Here is a 23,055-nt window from a genome sequence, read left to right as displayed (position 1 = left end):
GATGGTCATTTCACCACTTCCCTGAGCTGCGATTCCCACAGCTGTTGCAATTCGGCAATGTCGTCTGCGCTGAGAATGTCCGGCACCGTGCGCCATTGGACACCGAGCGCCGCGGTGCCGTCGTGATCGATGACGCCCGCCAGCAGCGTCAGCTCGTGGTGCACCGCGTAGTTCGGTTCGGGTACCGGTGACGCGCCGGCCAGCAGCGCACCGTCGAGTCGCAGCGCCGCTCCGCTCGCCCCGAGATGTACCCGGCCCAGGTAGTTCAGCAGCACCTGCGGCTCCGGGTACGCCGACAACCGCTCGGCGGTGTCCGCACGCAGATACCGCAGCAGCCCGAAGTCGATGCCATGCCCCGGGACCGCGGCGATCTCGGCGCTGACCTGGTGCGGCGCTTCGGAATTGATCCGCACGGGGTAGATTGCACTGAACAGGCCGACGGTGTCGCCGGTGTCGACGTCACCGGAGACGACGGTGTCTGCGCGGCCATGGGACTCCAGCGCCACCAGCGGAGCCGGAGTGTCCTGGCCGCGGCGCTGCCGCCACCGGGTGATGGTGCGGGCTGTCGCAGCCGCCAGCAGATCGGTGACCGGCTGGCTGGCCGCGAGCAGCCGTGCGGTCAGATCGGGGTCGATGACCGCCATCGACATCACCACGTCTGCGGCACAGTCGGTCTCGGGTTTCACCCGACGGCTACCGAGCGCGGGATCCGGGCCGGCGACCTGGGCTGCCCAGAAGTCCGCGGTGTCGAGGTCCTGCGCGCGTTCGGCGACCAGCCTGGACCAGGCCCGGTAGCTGGTGTGCTCGCGGATGGCGGCGGGTTCGGCGCCGGACTCCAGCGCGTGCCAGCCATTCTCCAACTCGCCGAGCACAATTCGCCAGGATGCCGGGTCGATGGCCAGCACGTGGGCACTGAGCACCAGCACCTTGCCCTCGGTTCGAGTGTGCAGCAGCACCGCCTGCAGCAGGCGACCCTGCTCCGGGTCCAACCGCTCGACCGCGAGATCGGTCTGCGCGGCCACCGCGGCCACGAGGTCACCGTCGACGGTGACCTCGGACAGGACGTTGTCCACCGGATGGTCGACCAGGGTCATGGTGGCCCGGTCCAGCCGGCTGCGCAGGGCAGGGTGTGCGGCAATGACGCTGTGCAGCAACGTGGTCAGTTGCTCGGCGGTGATCGCGTCCGGCAGCCGCGCGGCCTGGGTCTGGGCCAGGCGCCGGCCGTCGCCGTATTGGTACAGCCAATGCGCGTTGGGCAGCACCGGCACCGGGCCGGACTCCTCGACCGCCGCCGCGGCCAACTCGTTCTCGGCATCCAGTTCGTCGGCCAGTTCGCGAATGCTGCTGCAATCCAGCATCATCCGGGCTCGCACCGCCAGACCGCGGCGGCGCGCGGCCTGAACCACCGACAGTGCGACGATGCTGTCGAGCCCCAGATCGAGGAAGTCGGCGGTGACGTCGAGCCCGGCGGGATCGGCCACCTCCAGGACGTCGGCGAACAACTCGGCCACGGCCAGTTCGGTCGCCGTGGCCGGAGCGGCCGCCTGCCCGGCCCCGGCGGCGGCGTCGATCGCGGCCAGCGCCGCGTCGTCCACCTTGCCGTTGACCGTCAGCGGAATCTCGTCCACGGCGATGATGTGGTGCGGCACCAGGTATCTCGGCAGCCGGGACGCCAGCATGCGTCGCAGCTCGGCGACACCGGCCGCCCCCGCGACGTATGCGACGAGCCGCGGGCCACTGCCGTGCCGCCGGACGGTGACGTGCGCGTGCCGCACCCCGGGATGCGCGTGCAACACCGCGGCGACCTCGCCGGGTTCCACCCGGAAACCACGGATTTTCACCTGGTCGTCGGAACGACCCTGGAATTGCAGTCCGCCGGTGGCGGGATCGCGGCGCACCACGTCGCCGGTGCGGTACATCCGCGCGCCGGCGACGAACGGGTCGGCGACGAATCGCGCGGCCGTCTCGCCGGCGCGGCCCAGATAACCGCGGGTGAGCTGGCCACCGGACAGGTAGAGCTCACCGGTGACACCGTCGGGCACCGGCCGCAGCCACGCGTCCAGCACATAGGCGCGCGTCGCGGTGGTCGGATGTCCGATCGACGGCGCATCGTGCTCGGTGAACGCGGCCACGACGGCTTCGACGGTGGTCTCGGTTGGGCCGTAACAGTTGTGGGCTGACATGCCGGTGCGGTCGCACTCGCCGCGGATGGCCGCCCACGCGTTCGGGTCGACGGCTTCGCCGCCCAGTGCCAGCGCGGTCAGCGGCACCGTCGTCAGCAGTCCTTCGGCTTGCAGCTGCGTGAACATCGACGGCGTGGTGTCGATCAGGTCGATGCCGTACTGCCCGATGGTCGCCACCAGCGCCTCGGCATCACGCTGCACCTCGTCGCCGACGATGTGCAGACCGTGGCCGTCCAGCAGCGCGGCCAGCGGCTGCCAGGCCGCATCGAAGGTGAACGACCAAGCGTGCGCAACCCGCAGTGGCCGACCGGCTTTCGCCACCGCCGGGTGCAAGACCCGGGCGGCATGATCGGCGGCATAGGACAGCACCGCAGCGTGGGTGCCGATCACGCCCTTGGGCTTGCCGGTGGTACCCGACGTGAAGACGATGTAGGCACCCTGGCCGGGATATGTTGGTAGCGGCGTGAATTCGCCGACGGGATGGGTGCCCGCGGCGGCCAGCAGGGCGTCGTCCACGATCACCGACGCGTTGGTCTGGCCCAGGATCTCCTCGACCCGGTCGGCGGGCATCGACGGGTCCAGCGGCACGATCAACCCACCGGCCTTGAGCACGCCGAGCATCGCGACGACGTAGTCGGGCCCCCGGCGCAGCAGCACCGGCACCGGCGCCTCGGTCTCGACGCCGCGCCGCCGCAGTTCGGCGGCGACGCGGTCGGACGCCTCGTCGAGACCGCGGAAGGTCAGTGCGCCGCCGTCATAGGACAGTGCCACCGAACCCGGCTTGTTGCGCGCCGTGGCGGTGAACTTCTCGTGGATGCCACCGGTTTCGGTGGCGGCTGGGGGCACTGCCACCTCGGGTCCGACAAGTTGAATACCGACGTCGCGCAAGGGCCGGTCCCAGCCGTCGACGAGGCGCTGCATCACCGCGAGCACCTGCCGGCCGAGGTCCTCGGGTGAGATCAGCCCCGTGGCACCGTCTTTCGTCTCGACCAGGACGGTCAGTTCACCACCGGTGAGGTGCGCGGCGACCGTGACCGGGAAATGCGCCAGGCTCTGCAGCGCCCGGGGCCGGAAAGTGGCGCCACGAACGTCCAATTCACCGCTGCCGACCAAGCCGCCGGGCGGGAAGTTCTCATAGACCAGGAGGCTGTCGAACAGTTCACCGACACCGCCGAGCGAGCGCAGTTCGGTGTGCGACAGGTAGCTGTGCTCACGCAGCTCGGCGGCATCGCGCTGCAGGGCCAGGCACTGCTCGCCGACGCGGCGCAGCGGGTCCAGCCGGACTCGCAGCGGCACGGTGTTGATGAAGAGACCGACCATGGACTCGACGCCGGCCAGCTCCCCCGGCCGGCCCGAGACGGTGACGCCGAAGACGACGTCACGCCGGTCGGTGAGCACCGACAGGATTGCCGCCCAAGCCATCTGGGTGAGGGTGTTGACCGTGACGCCACGGGCCCGGGCGGCCTCGACCAGACGGTGCGTCTCGCCCGCGGATGCCTTGATCTCGGTGGTGTGGGGCAGGTCATCGCCGAGTTCACCGGAGCCGAGCGCCGGTGCCAGCATCGTCGGGCCGTCGAGCCCGGCCAGGTGTTGCTGCCACAGCCGGCGACTGAGTTCGGGCTCGCGGGCCGCGAGCCACCCGATGTAATCCCGGTACGGGCGCGGCGCCGCAGGCAGCACGGAGATGTCGCCGCCGGCCGCATACAGCGCGAGCAGTTCACCGACGAACAACGGCAGCGACCACCCGTCGATGACGATGTGGTGCGCGACGACCGCGAAACGCCAACGCTGTTCCGGCATCTCGATGAGCAGGAACCGGATCGCCGGTCCCCGCTCCAGGCTGAACGACCGCCGCCGTTCCTGCGCTTCGAGGTCGTCGGCAGCGTCGGGCGAGGCCGCGGTGAGCTGCCGCCACGGTAGGTCGACCGCACTCGGAATCACCTGCACCGTGCGGGCTCCGGCCTGCACGAAGCTGGCCCGCAGGTTGGGGTGACGCACCAGCAGGGCCGCCGCGCAGTCCCGCAGCAGGACCGCGTCGACGTCGCCGTCGATGTCGGCGGACATCGCGATCAGATACGGGTCATCCGCCTGATCGAGTTGCGCCATCGAGTACAGCCCCTGCTGCAGCGGGCTGAGCGCCAGCACGTCCTCGATGACCGGCGCCGGTTGCAGTGTGGTCACTGCGGATCCTGCGGTGCGGTCCAGGATGTCGCGAACGACGCGGTCAGTTCGGCGAGTTCCTCGGCGGAGAGCCCCGACACCGTCATCGGTGCATGCTCGCGGTCCTCACCTTGTGCCCCTTGGGTATCCGCCGCGGACCGGGCGTCGATGGCCGCGGCCAGCTCATGCACCGTCGGGTACTCGAACACCATGCGGGCGGTCAGTTTCATACCCGCGTCACGGCCACGCGCCGCCAGCTGGACCGCCTTGATGCTGTCGCCACCGAGGCTGAAGTAGTCGTCGCCCCGGCCGATCTCGGTTTCGGCGTCGAGCACCTCGGCCAGCAGGGCGATGAGGGCGCGTTCGGTGTCGGTCCGTGCGGGCTCCACCACCGTCGACCCGGCTCGCGCCGCGCGCAACTGCACGGCCTCGATGCGCTCGAGTTGTCCAGGCGCACGCCAGCGTCCGCGTTCGCCACTGGGAGACGGCTCCGAATCCTGCGCAACGTTGTAGATGTCGCCGACCACACCGATACCCACGGGCTGACGCCACTCGTCGAGCACCAGCACGCCGTCAGATCCTTCAACAGCCTCATCAACGCGCAGATCCCGCAGGCGCTGATCAGCATTCTCAGCGATACCCGTGATCACCCGAACCAGACGATCGGCAAGGCGCTCCGCCGTCTCCGGTGTGTAGAGGTCAGTGCGGAAAATCAGATGCCCACGGTAACCGTCTTGTGTGGCAAAGAAATTCGCCGACAGGTCGGCGTGCGCCACGTCGAAGGTCGGCTCGAGTGCGGTGAACGTCGTGTCGCCGTCGGTCCGCGAATCGATGACGTGGTCGGTCGGCAGGTCCTCGCGCACGTGCACGACGACACCGAACAGCGGGTTGCGTGACAGCGAGCGGGCCGGGCTGACGGCATCGACGACGTGGTCGAACGGCAGGTCCTGGTGCGCGTATGCCGCCAGCGCGGTGTCCCGGGAGCGGACCAGAATCTCGCGCAGCGTCGGGTCGCCGCTCAGGTCGTTGCGCAGCACCAGGATGTTGATGAAGAAGCCCACCAGCGCATCGAGTTCGGCCTCGGTGCGGCCGGCCACCGGGGTGCCGAGCGGAATGTCGAGCCCCTCACCCGATTTCGCGAGTGCCACCGCCACGGCGGACTGCAGCAGCATGAAGTCGGTGATGCCGAGTTCCCGGGTCAGCGCGGTCAGCTTGGTCCGCACCTCGGGATCGACGACGAACGGCACCGACGCACCCTCACCCGAGAGCACCGGCGGCCGGGTGAAGTCGGGCCGCAGACCGGGGTCGGCGGGCGGTTCGGCCAACTGGACACGCCAGTAGTCCCGTTGCGCGGCAAGCAGTCCCGACTCGTCGGACAGCAGCGTCGCCTGCCAGGCCGCGTAGTCCGAGTACTGCACCGGCAACGGCGCGAACTCGGGTGCCCGCTGCTCGAGACGCGCCCGGTAGGCGGTGACCAGGTCGGTGAACAGCACGCCGGCCGACCAGTGGTCGGCGGCGATGTGGTGCACCATGATCGACAGCACGTGCTGGCCCGGAATGGACAGCACCGCGGCGCGGATCGGCCACTGCGCTTCCAGGTCGAAAACGTAGCGCCGCTCCCGGTCGAGTTCGGCCTGCAGCCACTCCTCGTCGGCGCCGCGCGCGCGGCGCACCGGCAGCGGTGCCGGGTCGTTCACGACCTGGTAAGGCACACCGTCGATTTCGGTGTAGGTGGTGCGCAGCACCTCGTGCCGTTCGACCAGATCACCGAGCGCGCTGACGAAGGCGTCGACGTCGCACGGGCCGGTGATCCGGGCCGCGAACGGGATGTTGTTGACCGGCCCCGGACCGTCGATGCGGTACTGGAACCACTGGCGCAGTTGCGATGCCGACATCTGACGCGGGCCGGAGTGCTCGATGGCGAGCAGCGGGGGCCGGTTGCGCGGTGCCCCGGTGTCGACGCGCGCGGCGATCTCGGCGACCGTGCCCAGCTCGAATACCTCACGCACCCCGATGTCGGCGTTGCACCGCGCCCGGATCGCCGCGACCAGCTTCGTGGCCAGCAGCGAGTGCCCGCCGAGTTCGAAGAAGGAGTCATCGGCACCGACCTGCTCGACGCCGAGCAGGTCGGCGAACAGCTCGGCGACCTTCCGCTCGGTGTCGGTGGTCAGTTCACGGAATGCGGTGCGGGACTGGATGTCCGGATCGGGCAGTGCGCGGCGGTCGATCTTGCCGTGTGCGGTGATCGGGATTTCGTCGAGCACGACGTAGCCGGCCGGCACCATGTACTCGGGCAGTGCTGCCACCACCCGCGCCTTGATCCGTTGCACGTCAACCGATTCCAGATCGCCACGCTCGGCCGGGGTGAGGTAGCCGACGAGGCTCTTGCCCAGCCCGGGGAGGTCGCTCGCGACGACGACGGCCTGGCCGACGCTGGGGTCCACCGCGATGGCGGCGGCGATCTCGCCGAGTTCGATACGGAAGCCGCGGATCTTGACCTGTTCGTCGGCGCGACCGACGAACTCGATGTCGCCGTCGACGTTGAGCCGGGCCAGGTCGCCGGAGCGGTAGAGCCGGCCGCCCGGGGTGAACGGGTCGGCGACGAAACGCTCGGCGGTCAGACCGGGCCGCTGATGGTAGCCGTGCGCGACATGTGTTCCGCCGATGTAGATCTCGCCGATGACGCCGACCGGCACGGGCCGCAGCGCGTCGTCGAGCAGGTGCATCTGCGTGTTGATCTTCGGCTTGCCGATCGGCACGATGCGCGTGCCCTGCTTGCCCTCGACGCGGTACCGGCTGGCGTTGATGACGGTCTCGGTCGGGCCGTAGAAGTTGTGCAGCAGGGCATCGAAGGTGGCGTGGAACTTGTCGGCCACCTCACCCGGCAGGGCTTCGCCACCGATCGGCACCCGCTTGAGGCTGCGCCACTCGTTGACGCCCGGCAGCGACAGGAACAGCCCCAGCAGCGAGGGCACGAAGTGCATCGAGGTGATGCCCTCGGTGCGCAGCAGCTCGGTCAGGTACCCGATGTCGTTGAGACCGCCGGGGCGCGGAATCACCAGGCGCGCACCGCAGGCCAGCATGCCGAACACCTCGGCGATGGACACGTCGAAGCTCGGCGAGGCCACCTGCAGCAGCCGCTCGTCGGCGTCGATCTGGTACTCGTCGACGAACCACACGAAGTACTCGGCGACCGGCCGGTGCGGCACCGGGACGCCCTTTGGCAGACCCGTCGACCCCGAGGTGTAGATGAGGTAGGCGGTGTTGGCTGCCGTCAGCGGCCGAACCCGGTCGGCATCGGTCGGGTTGTCGTCCCGCAGTCCGTCGAGGTCGGTGATCGGCTCACGGATCACGAGTTTCGGGTCACCGTCGCTCAGGATGAACGACAGCCGGTCCTCGGGGTAGGTCGGGTCGACCGGCAGGTACACACCGCCGGCCTTGACGATCGCAAGCGCGGTGATCACCAGTTCGGGCGACTTCTCCAGCAGGACCGCGACGCGGTCCTCGGTACCGATGCCCTGGCCGATCAGCCAGTGCGCCAACCGGTTCGCTTCGGCGTTGAGTTCGCGGTAGGTGTAGTACCGGCCCTCGTACGCGACGGCGACCGAATCCGGGGTGCGCTCGGCCTGCGCTTCGATCAACGCGGCCAGCGTGGTGTCCGGGGTGCTGAACTGCTCGCCGGTGGCCATCCGGCGCAGCCAGTCGGCGTCGGCGTCGTCCATCAACGCGAGCTCGGCCAGGGGCCGGCCCGGATCTGCCAGCGCGGATTCCAGCAGCACCACGTAGTGCCGCAGCATCTGGTCGGCCAGTGCGGCGTCGAGGATTTCGGTCAGGTACTCCGCCTCGACCAGCGCCCCGTCGTCGTCGAATTCCACCATGAAGCCCAGCGGCAGCTGGGTCTGGTGACCGCGGTACTCGGCCCGGCGGCAGGTGATCCCGGACGGGCAGAAGCCGCGGCCGTCGGCCTCGCGCGCGCCGAACGAGACCCGGGCCAGTCGCTCGACACCGTGGCGGCGGTCCGGGTTGAGCTCACGCACCACGCGGTCCAGGTTGATCTGCTGATGGGCGAACGCCCCGTGGGTCGTGTCCTTGGCATGAGTGACGAATTCGCCGAAACTCTGGCGCGCTTCGGGACGCAGGCGCAGCGCCACCGTGTTGCCGTAGTACCCCAGCGCGTCCTCGGTGCCGCCGCCGCGGTTGAGGACCGGGGTGGCGATCAGGATGTCGTCGGTGTGGGTGTAGCGGTGCAGCACGGCGCCGAAGGCCGCCAGCAGCACGGTGTACGGCGTGGCCGCGGTCTGGCGGGCCAGCTCGCCGATCCGGGCCACGGTGGCGGCATCGATACGCCGGGTGACGCGCTGCGAGCGGTGGCCGGTCGGCACAAGAGAGCCGTGCGCACCCGGAAGTTCCAGCGGCTCAGGCGGATCGGCGAGCACGGAGCGCCAGTACTCGAGTGCCTCGGTGTGGTCTTCGACGGGCACGGGCGCCGGGATCACCTCGGGCAATTGCTCACCTTCGTAGGCCCGCGTGAGATCGCCGAAGAACACCTGCCAGGACGCGTCGTCCCAGGCGATGTGGTGCGCGGTGAGCAGCATGATGTGCTCGTCCGCGCCGGTGCGGATCAGGCTGATGCGCAAGGGCGATTCGGTGTCGAGCCGGAACGGCGTGCCGAACTCCCGCTGCGCCAGCACCTCGAGCCGCAAGGCGCGCGACGCCTCCGGCAGGTCGCTGAGGTCGTGCGTGCTCCAGCCCGGCGCCAACTCGTCGTGGATCGTCAGACCGGGCTCGCCCGTCGCATCCGCCCGGTAGGTGGTGCGCAGGACGGGGTGGCGGCGGGCCACTGCGGTCACCGCATCCTGCAGGCGCTGGTGATCCAGCGCGCCGGTGATCACAAAGGACACACAGACATTGAGCAGTGCGCCCTCGGGTTCGGCGGTCTGCACGAACCACATCCGGCGCTGGCCGTCGGACAGCACCGGTACGACGGGCGTGCCGTCGCCCGCTTGTGCCTGCCCCTGGGACTGCAGGCCGCGCTCGGCGAGCTTGCGCCGCAACAGCTCCAGGCGCGCGTCTTCTGCCCGGATGTCGGTCTCGGTCACGCTAGCTCTCCACCTTCTCTGATCTGTCGGTTAGCAAATCCACCAGTTCGATACCGGTGATGCCGCTGAGCAGCCCGGCCAGCGGCACGGACCGGCCGGTGCCCCGGCGCAGTCGCTTGCGCAGGTCCAGTGCCAGCAGCGAATCCAGGCCCAGATCGAACAGGGCCGCGGTCAGGTCGATGTCGGCGGGGTCGCCCAGTTTGAGCACCGCCGACAATTCATGACGGACGACGTCTTCGGTGTCGGCGCCGGCGGCCAGTTCGAACGAAACCTGCTGCGGTCCAGCCGGTTCCGTCGCGGCCGGGACCGCACCGAGCAGTGCCGCCAGCCGCTCGGCGTCAGCGCTGAAGATCAGCGGTGCGGACGCGCGGGTTCCGAGCGCCGCCTCGATGGCGATGTCGGGCTCCATTTCCCGCAGTCCGGCGCGCTCGATCCGCGCCACTTCGTCGGCCCCGACGATGCCGGCACCCGGCCACAGTCCCCATCGCACGGCCACACAGTCGAGGCCCTTGGCGCGGAACTGCCCGGCGAGCACATCCTGCATGCGGTTCACCGCCGCGTACGCGACATGACCGAGCCCGCCCCACAGTCCGGACACCGACGAGCACACCAGGATTCGGGCATCCGGACGCAGCGGCCAGTACTCGGCCAGCCGGGCGAGACCTCCGACCTTCGCGGCCGCGGTGGCGATGAATTCGTCCGCCGCCACCGTCGTGCCGAACGCCGCCGCGCCGGCCGCATGGACCACGAGCGTCGCACCGTCACCGCCGTAGGTCGCCGCGGCCGCCGAAATCTGTTCGGGCGACGTGATGTCGCACTGCACCGAGAATACGTCGGTGTCGCCGTCGTACTCGGCCAGTTGCTGCGCGCCGGTGCCACTGCGGCTCACCAACACGATGCGGCGGGCACCCGCGGCGGCGAGGGTCCGCGCGAAGTGCAGCCCGACCGCGCCGTTGCCGCCGGTGATGACCACGTTGTCGAGAAGCCCGGGCGCCGGTGCGTCGACGTCGGGAAGGGCCTGCAGACCGCGCCGGTACTGCTGCGAATCACGCAGCGCCACCTCGGTTCCCGTACCGAGCATGGTCTCGATGACGGCGGTGGCCGACGGCGCGTCGAGGTCCCAGGACGCCAGGTCGAGGTGGCGGAACGTCTGGTCCGGATGGTCGAAGCCGATGCTGCGGTGCATGGCGGCCAGGGCCGCCTGGGCGGGCAGCGCCACCGGCTCGTCGTCGCGCACGTGCTCGCCGCCGACGGTCACCAGCCACACGTCGTTGCATTGCGGCCCAATGGCATTCGGGTATTCGCACAGTCCATCGCCGATCAGCTCGGCGAGGTCGGTGATCGCCGCCTCGGTGTCGGGGTGATCGAGCATCGGTGCGACGACGATCAGCAGATCGGCGTCCGCCGGCTCGACGAGCACGGTGCCGAGGTTGGCCCGCACGCCGTCACGGAGATGGTCGGCGAGCGCACCGCGCGGTCCCGGCAGGTCGACCACGGCAGCGCGCCGGATGATCAGCGGCACCGTCTCGTCCGACTGTGGCAGCCACTGCTCGGCACTGACCGTCAGCCCGGCCACCGGGGGCAGCGGTTCGGGCGCGGCCCAGAGGTGCAGCGCCGCCATCGGCGCATGCGGAAATCCCCGCAGCAGCGGTTGATTCGGCTCGATGTGCCCGGCCCAGTCGTAATCCGGGTCGGACACCGCCACTGTGGCGATGTTGTCGGAGAGCACGTCGGCCAGCGCCTCGTCGCGGCGTCCAGAGCCGACCGTCAACGGCTCACCGATCCGATCGCTCGCACCGCTCGCAGCGACATCGGCGAGCGCGTGCAGCAACGCCGGGTGTGCCGACATCTCGACGAAGGCCTCGACACCGTTGTCCCGCGCCGCGGCGGCGGCCCGGTCGAATCGCACGGTGTTCCGCAGGTTCCGGTACCAGTACTCGCCGAATTCGGTGCCCGCGCCGACCGTTTCGCCGGTGACCGATCCGATGAACGGCACCGCCCCGGCGCCGAACTGTGCCTTCGGCACACCGGACAGCAGTTGTGCGCGTAGCGGATCGAGCGCACTGGTGTGTGCGGGGAAGCTCATGGCGATGACGCGGGCGAAGCGGCCGCGGGACTGCAGGTCGGCGACCAGGTCCGCGATGGCGGTCCGGTCCCCGGACACCACGACCGATGCCGACGAGTTGACCACGGACAGTTCCATCCACCCGGCAGCGTTCGAAACCTCTTGCTGCGCTTCGTCGACGCTCATGCCCAGGGCCGCGGCGCCGAAATCGCCGGCCAGGCTGTCCAGTGCCCCGGCCCTGGCGATGACCACGGCGACCGCCTCGTCCAGCGTCATGGCACCGGCGACGTACGCTGCGGCGATCTCACCGAGGCTGTGCCCCAGCGTGGCATCGGGCTCGATGCCCAGGGCCTGCCACACCGATGCCAGGCCGACGGCGTGCGTGAATTGTGCACTCTGACTGTGGATTTGGGTCCAGTCCCGGCCGGCCGGGTCGACCAGGAAGGCCAGCGGCGAGTCGATGCCCGCGGCGACGAACGCGTCGGCGCAGCGGTCGGCCGCGGCGCGGTACACCGGCAGCTGCCGGTAGGCATCGGCGCCCATCGACGGCCATTGGCCGCCGTTGCCAGGGAAGACGAAGGCCGTCCGGGGCGCTGCCGTCCGTGCGGAGACCGCGACCAGGGGGTGCTCCTCCCCCGCCGCCAACGCCCGCAATGCGGCAGCCAACTCGGCCGCGTCATGCGCCCGGACCACAGCCCGGAACCGCCGACGGCGACGCAGCCGCAACAACATCGCGGCCACCGAGCCGATGCCCACGGCACCACACGTGTCCAGGTAATCGGCGATGCCCGTCGCCTCGGCAGCCAGGAGCTCTTCGGTGTGTGCGCTGAGCAGGACGGGCACGCGGCCGTCGGGAAAATGCGAAAGGCTCATCACGCCACCAATCCCTCCGGCATCGCGACGACGACGTGCGCGTTGGTGCCGCTCATGCCGAAAGCCGACACCGCGGCGAGGCGCTCGCCGTCGACGGCGGGCCACGGAGTGTGGTCGGTGGCGAGCCGCAGTCCCTGTGCGTTCCATTCGATTTCGGCGCTGGCCTGCGCGGTGTGCAGGCTCGCCGGGATGGTGGCATGCTCGGCCGACACCAGGACCTTGGCCAGTCCCAGCGCACCGGCGGCGGCCTGGCTGTGCCCGACGTTGGATTTCACCGAACCGAGGACCGCGCCCCGACCGGGTGCGGTGGCGCCGTAGGTCTGGGCCAGCGAGGTCAATTCGGTCCGGTCCCCGAGCTTGGTTCCGGTGCCGTGCCCTTCGATCATGCCGATCTGGTCGGGCCGGGCACCGGCGAGATCGAGCGCGCGGCCGAACAGCCGCGCCTGCGCCGGTCCGCTCGGCGCGGTCAGGCCGGTGCTGTGCCCGTCCTGGTTGAGGCAGCTGGCCCGGACTTCCGCGAGCACGCGGTGACCGCCCCGCTGCGCCACCGACTTTCGTTCCAGCACGAACATGCCGGCGCCCTCGGCCCACACGGTGCCGCTGGCCTGCGCGCTGTAGGGCCGGCAGTGCCCGTCGTCCGAGAGCGCGTGCTGTTTGGCGAATTCGACGAAGTATCCCGGCGACCCCATGACGCACACCCCGCCGGCCAGCGCCATGCTGCAGTCGCCCGTGCGCAGGGCTTGTACGGCGGTGTGGAACGCGGTCAGCGCCGATGAGCACGACGTGTCGATCGTCAGCGCCGGGCCATCGAGGCCCAGCAGGTAGCCGACCCGTCCGGAGATCACCCCCAGCGACGTCCCGGTGATGAGATGGCCGCTCAGGTCGGAGTATTCGGCGAGGTCGGGGCCGTACCCGGTGCCCGAGGCGCCGATGTAGCAGCCGACGTCATGCCCGGCCAGGTCATCGGGGTTGATGCCGGCGTTCTCCAGGGCCCGCCACGTCACGCGCAGCGCGACCCGCTGCTGCGGGTCCATCGCCACCGCCTCGCGCGGCGAGATACCGAAGAACGAGGGGTCGAAAAGGGCGGCGCCGGTGAGGAATCCGCCGCGGTTGTGGATGCGCTTGAACCCGTCGCGGCGCGAGCCCGCGAGCAGGTCGCGCACCGCCCAGCCGCGGTCCTCCGGGAAGGTGCTCAGCGCCTCACGTCCGGAAGACAGCAACTGCCAATAACTTTCAGCGCTGTCCACATCGCCCGGGGCTTCCACCGCCATCCCGACGATGACCACCGGATCGTCCGCATTCATCGAGTCAGCCCGCACTGATCACTTCCGCGATCGCGTCGAGCTGGTCGTTGAGGTAGAAGTGGCCGCCGTCGAACTCGGCCAGGGTGAAGGCGCCCGACGTGTGGTTCGCCCAGCGGCTCAGCATGTCCCGGTCGATGCGATGGTCATCGCGGCCGCCGAGGGCATGGATGTCGGCGGCGATGCGGCCGCCGCCCACGTACCGGTTGAGCGCTTCGTAGTCGGCGCCCACCGCCATCAGCAGCATTTCCACGAAATCCACGTCGGCGAGCAGCCGGGGGTCGGTGCCGCCGAGATCGACCATCTCGGCGAGCATTTCGCGCGGTCCGGTGGGCAGCGGCGGCGCGTCGACCACGTCGCACGGTGCCTGGCCGGCCGATGCCCAGAGGCTGTGCACGGTCGCTCCGCTCTGTTCGGCGACGCGCGCGAACTCGAATGCCACCACCGCGCCCATGCAGTGCCCGACGAGCCGCAGCGGGCCCACGCCCGCCCAGTCACCCGCGGCGAACAGGTCGGCGGCCAGCTGCTCGACCGTCGGGTGCGCCGCATGCGCCAGCCGGTCGGCACGGCGCGGGTACTGCACGACATAGGTGTCGATGCCGTTGTCCGACAACGTGGTTGCGAGGTCCCGGTAGGCCACCGCGGCACCGCCGGCATGCGGGAAGACCACCACGGCCCCGGTGTCGCCGGAGCCGGGATAGTGCTTGATCCACGGCGCGAAGGCGCCAGTGGACTCAGGCGCGAAAGCCGTATTGATCTCGGTCATGAGACGGCCGCCGGGTCCAGCGCGGTGAGCACGTCGTCGTGGTTCATCTGAGCTATCTCCAGGTAGAGCTCGGCGACCATCTCCAGTCGCCCGCTGCCGTCCTCGCGGCCGATGAGCCGCTGCGCCAGCGCCCGCACGGTGCGGGCCGCGAAGATGTCGGGCACGCCGACGGTCGGGGTGTCCAGCCATTTGCGGATGCGCGCCACCGTGGCGGTGGCCAGCACCGAGTCGCCGCCGAGTTCGAAGAAGTCGTCTTCGACGCCTGCTTCGACTGTCAGGAGTTCCGAGACGATGGCCACGAGCGCCCGCTCGAGCATCGTTTCCGGCAGGGCCCGTCCGGCGCCCTCGGCCGACGAGACCAGAGCCGCCAGCTGTCCCGCCGCGGCCCTCCGGTCGGTCTTGCCGCCGACGGTGAACGGAATCGCCGCGACCACCTGCAGCTGCCGCGGGATCATGTGCGGCGGCACGAGTTCGGCGACGGCCGAGGTGATGCGGTCGGTGGACAGCTCCGCGTCGTCGACAGAGACCAGGGCCGCCAGCACGTCGTGCCCACGCTCCCCACCGGAGACCACACCGGCCACCGCGGCACGCACCCCCGGAACCCGCTGCAGCGCGGCCTCGACATCGCCGAGCTCGATCCGGTAGCCGCTGATCTTCACCCGGTGGTCGGCACGCCCGACGAACTCGAGGACGCCGTCCGGCCGGTAGCGCGCCAAGTCCCCTGAGCGGTACCAGGTTCGGCCCGCGTAGCGCACGAAGCGGTCAGCAGTCAGGTCCGGTCGGCCGCGGTAGCCCGAGGCGATGCCACGTCCGGTGAACCACAGTTCGCCGGCCACCCAGTCGGGGCAGTCCTGGCCCGCCTCGTTGACCACCCGGCACGCGTTGTTGGTGAACGGCACGCCGTAGGGCACCGCCGACCAGGTGTCCGGCAACTCGCCGGCCTCGAAAATGGTTGCGTGGATCGCGGTTTCGGTGGCGCCGCCGAGACCGGCGACGCGGACACCCGGGGCCTGCGCCTGCAGGTGCCGGACCATGGCGGTCCGAACCCAGTCGCCACCGGTGAGCACCACCCGCACGGTGTCCAGCCGCCCGGCACCGACCTCCACCAGCATCTCCAGCCAGCCCGGCAGGAAGTTGAGCACCGTCACGCCGTGCTCGGCGATGAGGGCGGCCCAGCGGTCCGGGTCGCGCCGGTACGGCTCATCGACGACGACGATGCTGCCGCCGGTGGCGAGCGTGGCGAACATGTCGAGCACCGACAGGTCGCACTCCAGGGTCGCGAGCGCCAGGCAGCGGTCATCCGGTCCGATACCGAAGTGCCCGTACAGGAATTCCGCGGTGTTCATCGCGGCGTCATGGGTGACCTCGACGCCCTTGGGCTCACCGGTCGAGCCCGAGGTGAACAGCACATAGGCCAGCTCGTGCGGATCGGTGGCGGCCGGGACGAATGGCCCCTCGGCGCGGCGCCCGATGCGCAGCGCCTCCGTCACGGTGAGCGACGGCTTCCACGACGGCGCCTGGTCACCGCAGTACAGCGCCATCCGAACCCCGCCGGTGGCCAGGATCTTCTCGGTGCGGTCGGCGGGCTGGTCCACGCCGATCGGTAGGTAGACGCCACCCGCGGCCAGGATGGCCAGCAGCGCGATGATCTGCTCTGCACCCTTGGGCCCGAGCACCGCGACGGTGTCCCCCGGCACGATGCCGGCGATCTGCAGCGCCGATGCGACAGCCGAAACTTCCTCGGCCAGTTCGGTATACGTCCATTGCCGGGCCTCACCGATCATGGCCGTGGCGGCCGGCCGGGCGGCAGCCGCGGCGAAGAAGCCGGTGTGCAGCGCCGCGCCGCTGGGCGCCGCGGTGCGGCTGTTGGCCGCATCGCGAACCGCGCGCTGCGCGGCAGACATGGGCTCCGGCGTGGGCGCCTCCCACGCCATGTCATCGGTGGCCAGACGCTCCAACTCGGCGATGTGCCGGGCGAACATGGCGTCGATGACGCCGTCGGGGAAGGCGTCCTCGCGCACATCCCAGTTCACCAGCACGCCACCGTTGAGCTCGGTGACCTGGGCGTCCAGCATCACCTGCGGCCCTTGCGAATTGATCCACCCGGGAGTGCCGAACGCCTCGATCACGGCCGAGCCGAACAGTTCACCGAGCCCCAGGGCACTGGTGAACACCACCGGCGCCAGTACCTGGGTGCCGCGGTGCCGGCTCAGGTCACGCAGCACCTCGAGGCCGGAATACTCGGAATGCGCAGCGGCGCCACGGAATGCGTCCTGCAGGACACCGCAGCGTGCCGTCGCGGTGGCCGCATCGGTGAGGTCGACATCGAGCAGCAGCGACGAGGTGAAGTCACCGACCAGGCGGTCGACATCGGCGTGCCGTTGATCGCGCCCGAACAGCGGCACATTCAGCAGGAAGCGCTGCCCGGCCGACCAGCAGGCCAGGGCATCGGAGAAGGACGCCGCGAGGGCCATCGCGGGCGTGATACCGCGCCGGCGGGCCGCGGCGTACAGCGCGTCCCGGACGTCCGGGGCCAGCCAGTGCCAGCGCCGGGTGGTGTGCCGCGGGTCGTCCTGCTCAGCGACCGGAACCAGTGGCAGGCGCGGCGGATCGGGCAGTTCCGGGAGCCGGTCGCCCCACCACTGCCGATCCGCGTCGGTTCGAGGATTGGGCTCCTGCGCTGATTGCACTGTGGCCATGCGGTATTCGCGGTACGTGTAGGCCAGCGGCGCCAGCTCGACACCGCCGTACAGGGCCGCGAGATCAGCCATCAGGGTGCGGTAGCTCATGGCGTCCGCGGCCTGCATGTCCAGATCGACGTGCAGGCGGGTCTTACCGTCCGGGAGCAGCGTCAGGCTCAGTTCGAAGACCTCATCGGTCAACTGTTGATGCGCCTTGCGGCGTTGCGTGGCGGCGAGCTGTTCGGCGATCTGATCCGCCGACATGTCCCGCAGGTCGGTCACCGCGACCGGGAAGTCACCGTCCTGGGGTTTGATGCGCTGCGTGCCGTCGGCCAGGAACTGCACGCGCAGCATGGGATGCCGCGCGGCCAAAGCCGTTGCGGCGGCGGTCAATCGCTCGGGATCGACGCCATGGCCGTCGAATTCGACATAGAGGTGTCCGGCGACGCCGCCCAATTGCTGGTCGTCCTCCCGGCCGATCCACATGGCGTGCTGCATCGGTGCGAGGCCGAACGGCTGATCGTGTGCCGAATCAACCTGCGGTGCAGCCACTTCCGCACGCTGCAGGCCACCTGCTGCGGACAGCAGTTCGGACCAGGCCGCGATGGTCGGCTCGGCGGCCAGCGCCGCGAAGTCGATGTCGATGCCCTGCTTCCGCCAGCGCCCGGCGAGCGACATCATCCTGATCGAGTCCAGCCCCTGGCCGATGAGGTCGGCGCCAGGGTCGAGGGTGTCGGCGGGCGCACCCAGCAGTTCGGCAACCTCCTCGCGGATGGCCTGCGAATTCACTGCCACGACGCCCACAAAACCCTCCCGAACACGTTAAAGACAGGCTGTCCTAATTTTGATTAGGCTACCCTATATTGCTGCTACCTCCATGCCTACCCCGAGGGATCCGCCGTGACGCGCACCACTGCCTCCGCCGAGGCCGACCAGCATTTGCTGAACGGATTCGTTCCGTTCCCGCACGAACGCGCCGAGCGCTACCGCCAGGCCGGCTACTGGGTCGGCAAACCGCTGGACAGCATCCTTTCCGACGCCGCGCGCCAGTGGCCGGACCGCGTCGCCGCCGTCGACCCGTCCGCGTCACATACGTTTGCTCAACTCGATCAGCTGGCATCCGAAGCGGCCGCCGGGTTCGTCGATCTCGGCATCGGAACCGGTGACCGGGTACTGCTGCAAATGCCCAATACCGCGAACTTCGCCATCGCCCTGTTCGGGCTGCTGCGCGCGGGCGCGGTGCCCGTCATGTGCCTGCCCGCCCATCGCCGCGCCGAGCTCAGCCATTTCGCCACGGTCAGCGGCGCCGTCGCCCTCGTCATCGCCGACCGGTTCGGCGGCTTCGACTACCGCGACATGGCGCGCGAGCTGGTCGCCGAGCACCCGCGCCTCCGGCAGGTGGTCGTCGACGGCGATGCCGGCGAATTCACCAGCTGGACTTCCCTTTTCGGCCACGGATCGGCAGCCGCGCCGACGATCGACACCGCGGAACCCGCCCTGCTCCTGGTGTCCGGCGGCACCACCGGGGCACCGAAGCTCATCCCCCGCACCCATGACGACTACTACTACAACGCCACCGCCAGCGCCGCGCTGTGCGAAATGACCGGCGACGACGTGTATCTGACGGTGTTGCCGGCAGCGCACAACTTCCCGCTGTCCTGCCCGGGAATGCTCGGCGCCATGTCCGTCGGCGCCAACACCGTCTTCACCACCGACCCCAGCCCGGAGTCCGCGTTCGCCACCATCGCCCGGCACCGCGTCACCGTCTGCGCTCTGGTGCCCGCGCTGGCCACCCTGTGGACGCAGGCCTGTGAGTGGGAACCGCAGCGGCCCACCACCTTGCGGCTGCTCCAGGTCGGCGGCGCCAAGCTGTCCGCACCGGACGCGGCGGCCGTCCGCGCCGCGCTCACACCCGGCCTGCAACAGGTTTTCGGCATGGCCGAAGGGCTCATCAACTACACCCGCCCCGGCGACGATCCCGAACTGCTCGACCACACCCAAGGGGCGCCGCTGTGCCCTGACGACGAATTGCGCATCGTCGACGACGAAGGCGCCGACGTGCCCGTCGGCGGCGAGGGCGAACTCCTGGTGCGCGGGCCGTACACGCTGGGCGGCTACTACCGGGCCCCGTCCGACAACGAGCGGTCGTTCAGCCCCGACGGCTTCTACCGCAGCGGCGACCGGGTGCGCCGCCGGGCCGACGGATACCTCGAGGTCACCGGACGCATCAAGGACGTCATCCACCGCGGCGGCGAGACCATCTCGGCGCTCGATCTCGAGGAACACCTGCTCACACACCCGTCGATCCGGGCCGCGGCCGCCGTCCCGGTGCCCGACCCGTACCTCGGCGAAAAGATCTGCGCGGTGGTGGTTTTCAGCGGCCCCGCCGTCAGCCTCAGCGACCTCAACGGCTACCTCGACGACCGCGGTGTCGCGGTCCACAGCCGGCCCGACACCCTGATCGCCCAGACGTCGCTGCCGGTGACCGCGGTCGGCAAGGTCGACAAGAAAGCCATCACCCGAGCGATCGCCGCCGCACCGGCCTGATCTTCCGAACACCCCAGGAGCAACCGAATGTCACAGCAAGCCGATGCCGGCATGGACGCGCCCAAGAGCCTGCGCGAGTACATCGTCAACACCGCGATCAACACCATTCCGCCACTGATCGCGTACTACGTGCTGCGCGTGTTCGACTTCGAGCCGTACCTGGCGCTGGTCGGCGCCATCATCACCGCGGCGGTGCAGGGCGCGCTGACCATGGTGCGCAAGCGGAAGGTCGAGCCCGCGAACGTCGTGGTGATCGTCGGCGCGGCGTGCTCGCTGATCATCGCGGTCACCACCAAGAACCCGCGCATCGTGCAGGCCCTCGAGCTCGTCCCGATGTCATTGCTGGTCTGGTCGTTCGCCATCAGCGGGCTTGTGCGCAAGCCGAATTCGAAGAAGATGGCGGGCGTCATCTCCCCCGCCCTCGCCGAAGCCGCCCTGCCCGAACGCGGCTGGACCGAACAGAGCATCCAGGACTGGCACCGGTTGCACACGCAGCTGTGCGTCGGGCTCGGGTTGCTCTGCGGTTTCTATCCCGTCTTCGCGCTGTACATGATCTTCAACTACCCGGTCGACATCTCGCAGTTCGTCATCGTCGCGACCGGACCCACCCTCGTGGTGCTCTGTATCGTCTTCGCGGTGGTCCGCATTCGCCGTTTCGTCGGGCAGCACGACGCTGCCGCCGACATCGCGGTGATCGCCACCGGGTCTGAGTAGTCACACTCATCCGCGCCGCCCGGCGCTCGGGCATCATCAGTTCATGCCCAGACTGTTGCCCGAATTCCGTGCCGTGATCGACGGCACCGCGCCCGACCGGGACCGGAGCATCGACGTGGCCCGGCTGGGTGCACTGCTGGTGGTGATGTTCGGCCATTGCGCGCTGTTGCTCGCCACCATCACCGCCGACGGCGTCCAGATCGGCAACACGCTGGGCGCGGTCCCCCGCCTGCAACCGGCCACCTGGGTACTCCAGGTCATGCCGTTGTTCTTCTTCGCCGGGGCCGCGGCGGGCGTGCACAGTTGGCGGGACGGGACGCCTTGGGGCACCTGGCTTTTCACCCGGGCGCAGCGGCTGTGCCGGCCGGCGCTGTGGTACCTGGCCGCCTGGACGGTCGCCTTGATCGCAGTGCGGTTCACCATGGGCGCCGAGTCCGCGGCCGCGCTGGGCAACGAGGCGGTGGCACTGCTCTGGTTCCTCGGCACCTACCTGATCGTGCTCGCATTCGTCCCCGCACTGACCCGGTTGCGGTCGGCACGTTCTGCCACGCTGGTCATCGCCGCCCTCCTGGTGGTCACGGCGCTCGGTGACTGGGCCCGGATCAGCACGCACACGTTGGCGGCGGGCGCGGCGAATCTGGTTGTGGTCTGGCTGATTCCGATGGTCATCGGTGCGGTCTACGCGCACCGATTCGTCACTTCCGGCAGAGCACTGATCGTGGCGGCCGGCGCGCTGGCCGTCCAGGTGTTGGTTGCCAGGTTCGGCCCGTACGACGTGTCACTGGTGGTCACCGGCACCGAACGCATGTCGAACGTCACCCCGCCCACGCTTCTGCTTGCCCTGCAGTGCATCTGGATGTCCAGTCTGTTCATCGCCTGCGCCGGCGCGGTCCGCCGGTGGGCCCAGCGTCCCCGCGTCTGGTACCTGATCGTGGTCGGCAACAGCGGGGCGATGACCCTGTACCTGTGGCACATTGCCGCCATCGCCATCGCAACCTTCAGCCTGCATGCGGTGGGCCTGGACGCCTATGACCCTGCGGCCCCGCACTTCTGGCGCAACATCGCGATCCGGGCGCTGGTCTTCGCGGTGGTGATGACGGTCATGTTCCTGCTGCTGTCCCCGCTCGAGCACAACCCGCTGTGGTGGTGGGATGCCCGGGTCCGGGCGACGGGACGGGCGGCGACCCTCGCCGGTGCGCTGATCTGTGCCGCCGGGGCCGCGCTCCTGCTGATGGCCAAGTACGGCCTGGGCACCACGTCGGGCTGGCTGCTGCTGGCACTGTTCACCGTCACCGTCGTCGCTGCCCGGATCAGCGCGGGACGACCGCCGGCACGCCGCGAGGCTGCGGGAACAGGCCCCGACGCGAGGATCAGTGCGCGCTGACGAACGTCACGGTCGGCGTCGGTGCGCCCTTGACCAGCGTCGGCCCCGAAGCCGACATGACGTAGGCCTCGTTGCCCGTCGGGTAGCCGCCGCCGTTGGTCGAGATGTGCACGTGCGTGTAGTGGTTGGCGTCGGGGCCGCCGTAGTCCGGCATCCGGTGGGCGGTGCCGTCCGGGAAGTAGATCGCCTGCCGCCAGATCACATGGTTCAGATCGAACTTCTGCGCGTTGGCCAGCACGTAGGCCAGGATGCGGTCCCCGAGCGCCTTGCCGGCGGACGACCCGTAGCCGGGCACCATCACGTCCAGCGCCAGACCTTCGGGGTGCCAGCGCAGCGAGTCCGGACGAACGCCGGTCATGGTGTGGATTTCCGGGAACGTCGCGCTGACGGCGCGCTCGGCGAGGATGGTGTCGACCTGCAGTCCGCGTTCGGCGGCGACACCCACCGGCAAAGCGATGGTGCGCACCATGGCGCGGGAACTCTCGGCCGCCTCGGCGACGACCAGCGAACCGGGATGCGAAGCGGCCGGCTCGGCCAGGACCACCTGCGCGCAGCAGACGTCCACTTCACTGGCAGTGGTGACCGCGTGGGTCGCGGTGCCGGCGGTGACGAACGCCGCGGCCGGCATGACGAGCGCCGCAAGAGCCACCGACCAACGGCGCCGGGCGCGCGTGTCAGTAGCTAATTCGGGCTTGTCCACCGGTGCACCATACCCCGCAGGTCACCGTTTGGTAACGGCTTCAAATTTGGCAAACTGGTAAATTTGCACCACCCAGCCGAGGAGGAACCGCGGTGACCGCCCGTCCGAGAACCGCCGCCGAGCCGTCGGTCGACACCATCGCCGACGCACTCGTCACCGCATCGCGCCTGCTCCTGGACATCACAGCCCGCGCGGTGGCGGTCGTCGACGACACGCTGACGGTTCCCCAGTTGCGTGTGCTCGCACTGCTGGCGTCACACGGTCCCACCAACCTGACCACGCTGGCCGCTCAACTCGATGTACAGCCCTCGACCATCGGCCGGATGGCCGACCGCCTGGTCACGGCCGGTCTGATCGACCGGCACAGACACCCGAGTTCGGGCCGTGAGATCGTCGTCGAACTGACGCGCCGGGGACGGGCCGTCGTGGACACCGTGAGCGCCCGGCGCCGCGCCGAGATCGCCCGCATCGTCGAGGTCATGCCACCGCGTGAGCGCATGGGCATGGCCCGCGCGCTGCACGCGTTCACCGAAGCCGGTGGCGAACCGCCTGCCGACGCCCCGGCCGGCCTGGACTTCTAGC

At 69.9% G+C, this 23,055-nt stretch carries 11 protein-coding genes; 4 read left to right on the top strand and 7 right to left on the bottom strand.

What is annotated here, in order from left to right; genetic code table 11:
• Positions 1-5 precede the first annotated feature (5 nt).
• Genes ACJEIK_RS08785 through ACJEIK_RS08760 form a run of 6 tightly spaced genes read right to left on the bottom strand, consistent with a single transcriptional unit; the run spans position 6 to position 17,932 of the window.
• On the bottom strand, positions 6-4,364 hold the full coding sequence (locus ACJEIK_RS08785) for an amino acid adenylation domain-containing protein (protein WP_409431347.1): 4,359 nt from the start codon (positions 4,362-4,364) through the stop codon (positions 6-8).
• Complete coding sequence (locus tag ACJEIK_RS08780; protein ID WP_409431346.1) at positions 4,361-9,442, bottom strand: amino acid adenylation domain-containing protein; 5,082 nt, start codon at positions 9,440-9,442, stop codon at positions 4,361-4,363. Before ACJEIK_RS08780 ends, ACJEIK_RS08785 begins: the two co-directional genes overlap by 4 nt.
• Position 9,443: 1 nt before the next feature.
• Positions 9,444-12,380 carry a mycobactin polyketide synthase MbtD gene (gene mbtD, locus ACJEIK_RS08775; RefSeq protein ID WP_409431345.1) on the bottom strand — a complete coding sequence of 979 codons (2,937 nt, stop codon included), beginning with the start codon at positions 12,378-12,380 and terminating at the stop codon, positions 9,444-9,446.
• Complete coding sequence (locus ACJEIK_RS08770) at positions 12,380-13,684, bottom strand: polyketide synthase (protein ID WP_061006551.1); 1,305 nt, start codon at positions 13,682-13,684, stop codon at positions 12,380-12,382. The genes mbtD and ACJEIK_RS08770 overlap by 1 nt, the downstream gene beginning before the upstream one ends.
• A 4-nt stretch (positions 13,685-13,688) precedes the next feature.
• Positions 13,689-14,447: a thioesterase II family protein gene (locus ACJEIK_RS08765; protein WP_409431344.1), complete on the bottom strand. Its 759-nt coding sequence runs from the start codon at positions 14,445-14,447 to the stop codon at positions 13,689-13,691.
• Complete coding sequence (locus tag ACJEIK_RS08760) at positions 14,444-17,932, bottom strand: non-ribosomal peptide synthetase (protein WP_133427263.1); 3,489 nt, start codon at positions 17,930-17,932, stop codon at positions 14,444-14,446. Before ACJEIK_RS08760 ends, ACJEIK_RS08765 begins: the two co-directional genes overlap by 4 nt.
• Before the next feature lie 96 nt (positions 17,933-18,028).
• On the opposite strand from ACJEIK_RS08760, the gene ACJEIK_RS08755 reads away from it, so the two are divergent.
• Genes ACJEIK_RS08755 through ACJEIK_RS08745 form a run of 3 tightly spaced genes read left to right on the top strand, consistent with a single transcriptional unit; the run spans position 18,029 to position 21,773 of the window.
• A complete protein-coding gene (locus tag ACJEIK_RS08755; protein WP_133427262.1) occupies positions 18,029-19,675 on the top strand; it encodes a (2,3-dihydroxybenzoyl)adenylate synthase in 1,647 nt (548 codons plus the stop codon).
• Between the two features lie 51 nt (positions 19,676-19,726).
• On the top strand, positions 19,727-20,389 hold the full coding sequence (locus tag ACJEIK_RS08750; RefSeq protein ID WP_133427301.1) for a VC0807 family protein: 663 nt from the start codon (positions 19,727-19,729) through the stop codon (positions 20,387-20,389).
• Positions 20,390-20,432: 43 nt separating this feature from the next.
• The gene (locus ACJEIK_RS08745; RefSeq protein ID WP_061010460.1) at positions 20,433-21,773 is read left to right on the top strand and encodes an acyltransferase family protein; all 1,341 of its coding nucleotides are present in this window, start codon (positions 20,433-20,435) and stop codon (positions 21,771-21,773) included.
• Here the strand turns inward: ACJEIK_RS08745 and ACJEIK_RS08740 are convergent.
• Entirely contained in the window at positions 21,760-22,473 is a 714-nt protein-coding gene (locus ACJEIK_RS08740) for a hypothetical protein (protein ID WP_226521291.1), read from the bottom strand. The genes ACJEIK_RS08745 and ACJEIK_RS08740 overlap by 14 nt on opposite strands.
• Positions 22,474-22,565: 92 nt before the next feature.
• Here ACJEIK_RS08740 and ACJEIK_RS08735 point away from each other — a divergent pair, with 92 nt between their 5' ends.
• Positions 22,566-23,054: a MarR family winged helix-turn-helix transcriptional regulator gene (locus ACJEIK_RS08735; protein WP_061003796.1), complete on the top strand. Its 489-nt coding sequence runs from the start codon at positions 22,566-22,568 to the stop codon at positions 23,052-23,054.
• The last annotated feature ends 1 nt before the right edge of the window (position 23,055 follow it).

This window comes from Mycobacterium sp. SMC-16, from assembly GCF_046250085.1.
Taxonomy (GTDB): Bacteria; Actinomycetota; Actinomycetes; order Mycobacteriales; family Mycobacteriaceae; genus Mycobacterium; species Mycobacterium phocaicum.
This window is presented reverse-complemented; position numbering and strand designations above follow the sequence as displayed.

Bases quoted from the DNA above. Each gene is read 5' to 3' on its own strand.
- mbtD (WP_409431345.1), bottom strand. From the start codon at position 12,380: ATGAGCCTTTCGCATTTTCCCGACGGCCGCGTGCCCGTCCTGCTCAGC.
- ACJEIK_RS08770 (WP_061006551.1), bottom strand. From the start codon at position 13,684: ATGAATGCGGACGATCCGGTGGTCATCGTCGGGATGGCGGTGGAAGCC.
- ACJEIK_RS08765 (WP_409431344.1), bottom strand. From the start codon at position 14,447: ATGACCGAGATCAATACGGCTTTCGCGCCTGAGTCCACTGGCGCCTTC.
- ACJEIK_RS08750 (WP_133427301.1), top strand. From the start codon at position 19,727: ATGGACGCGCCCAAGAGCCTGCGCGAGTACATCGTCAACACCGCGATC.
- ACJEIK_RS08745 (WP_061010460.1), top strand. From the start codon at position 20,433: ATGCCCAGACTGTTGCCCGAATTCCGTGCCGTGATCGACGGCACCGCG.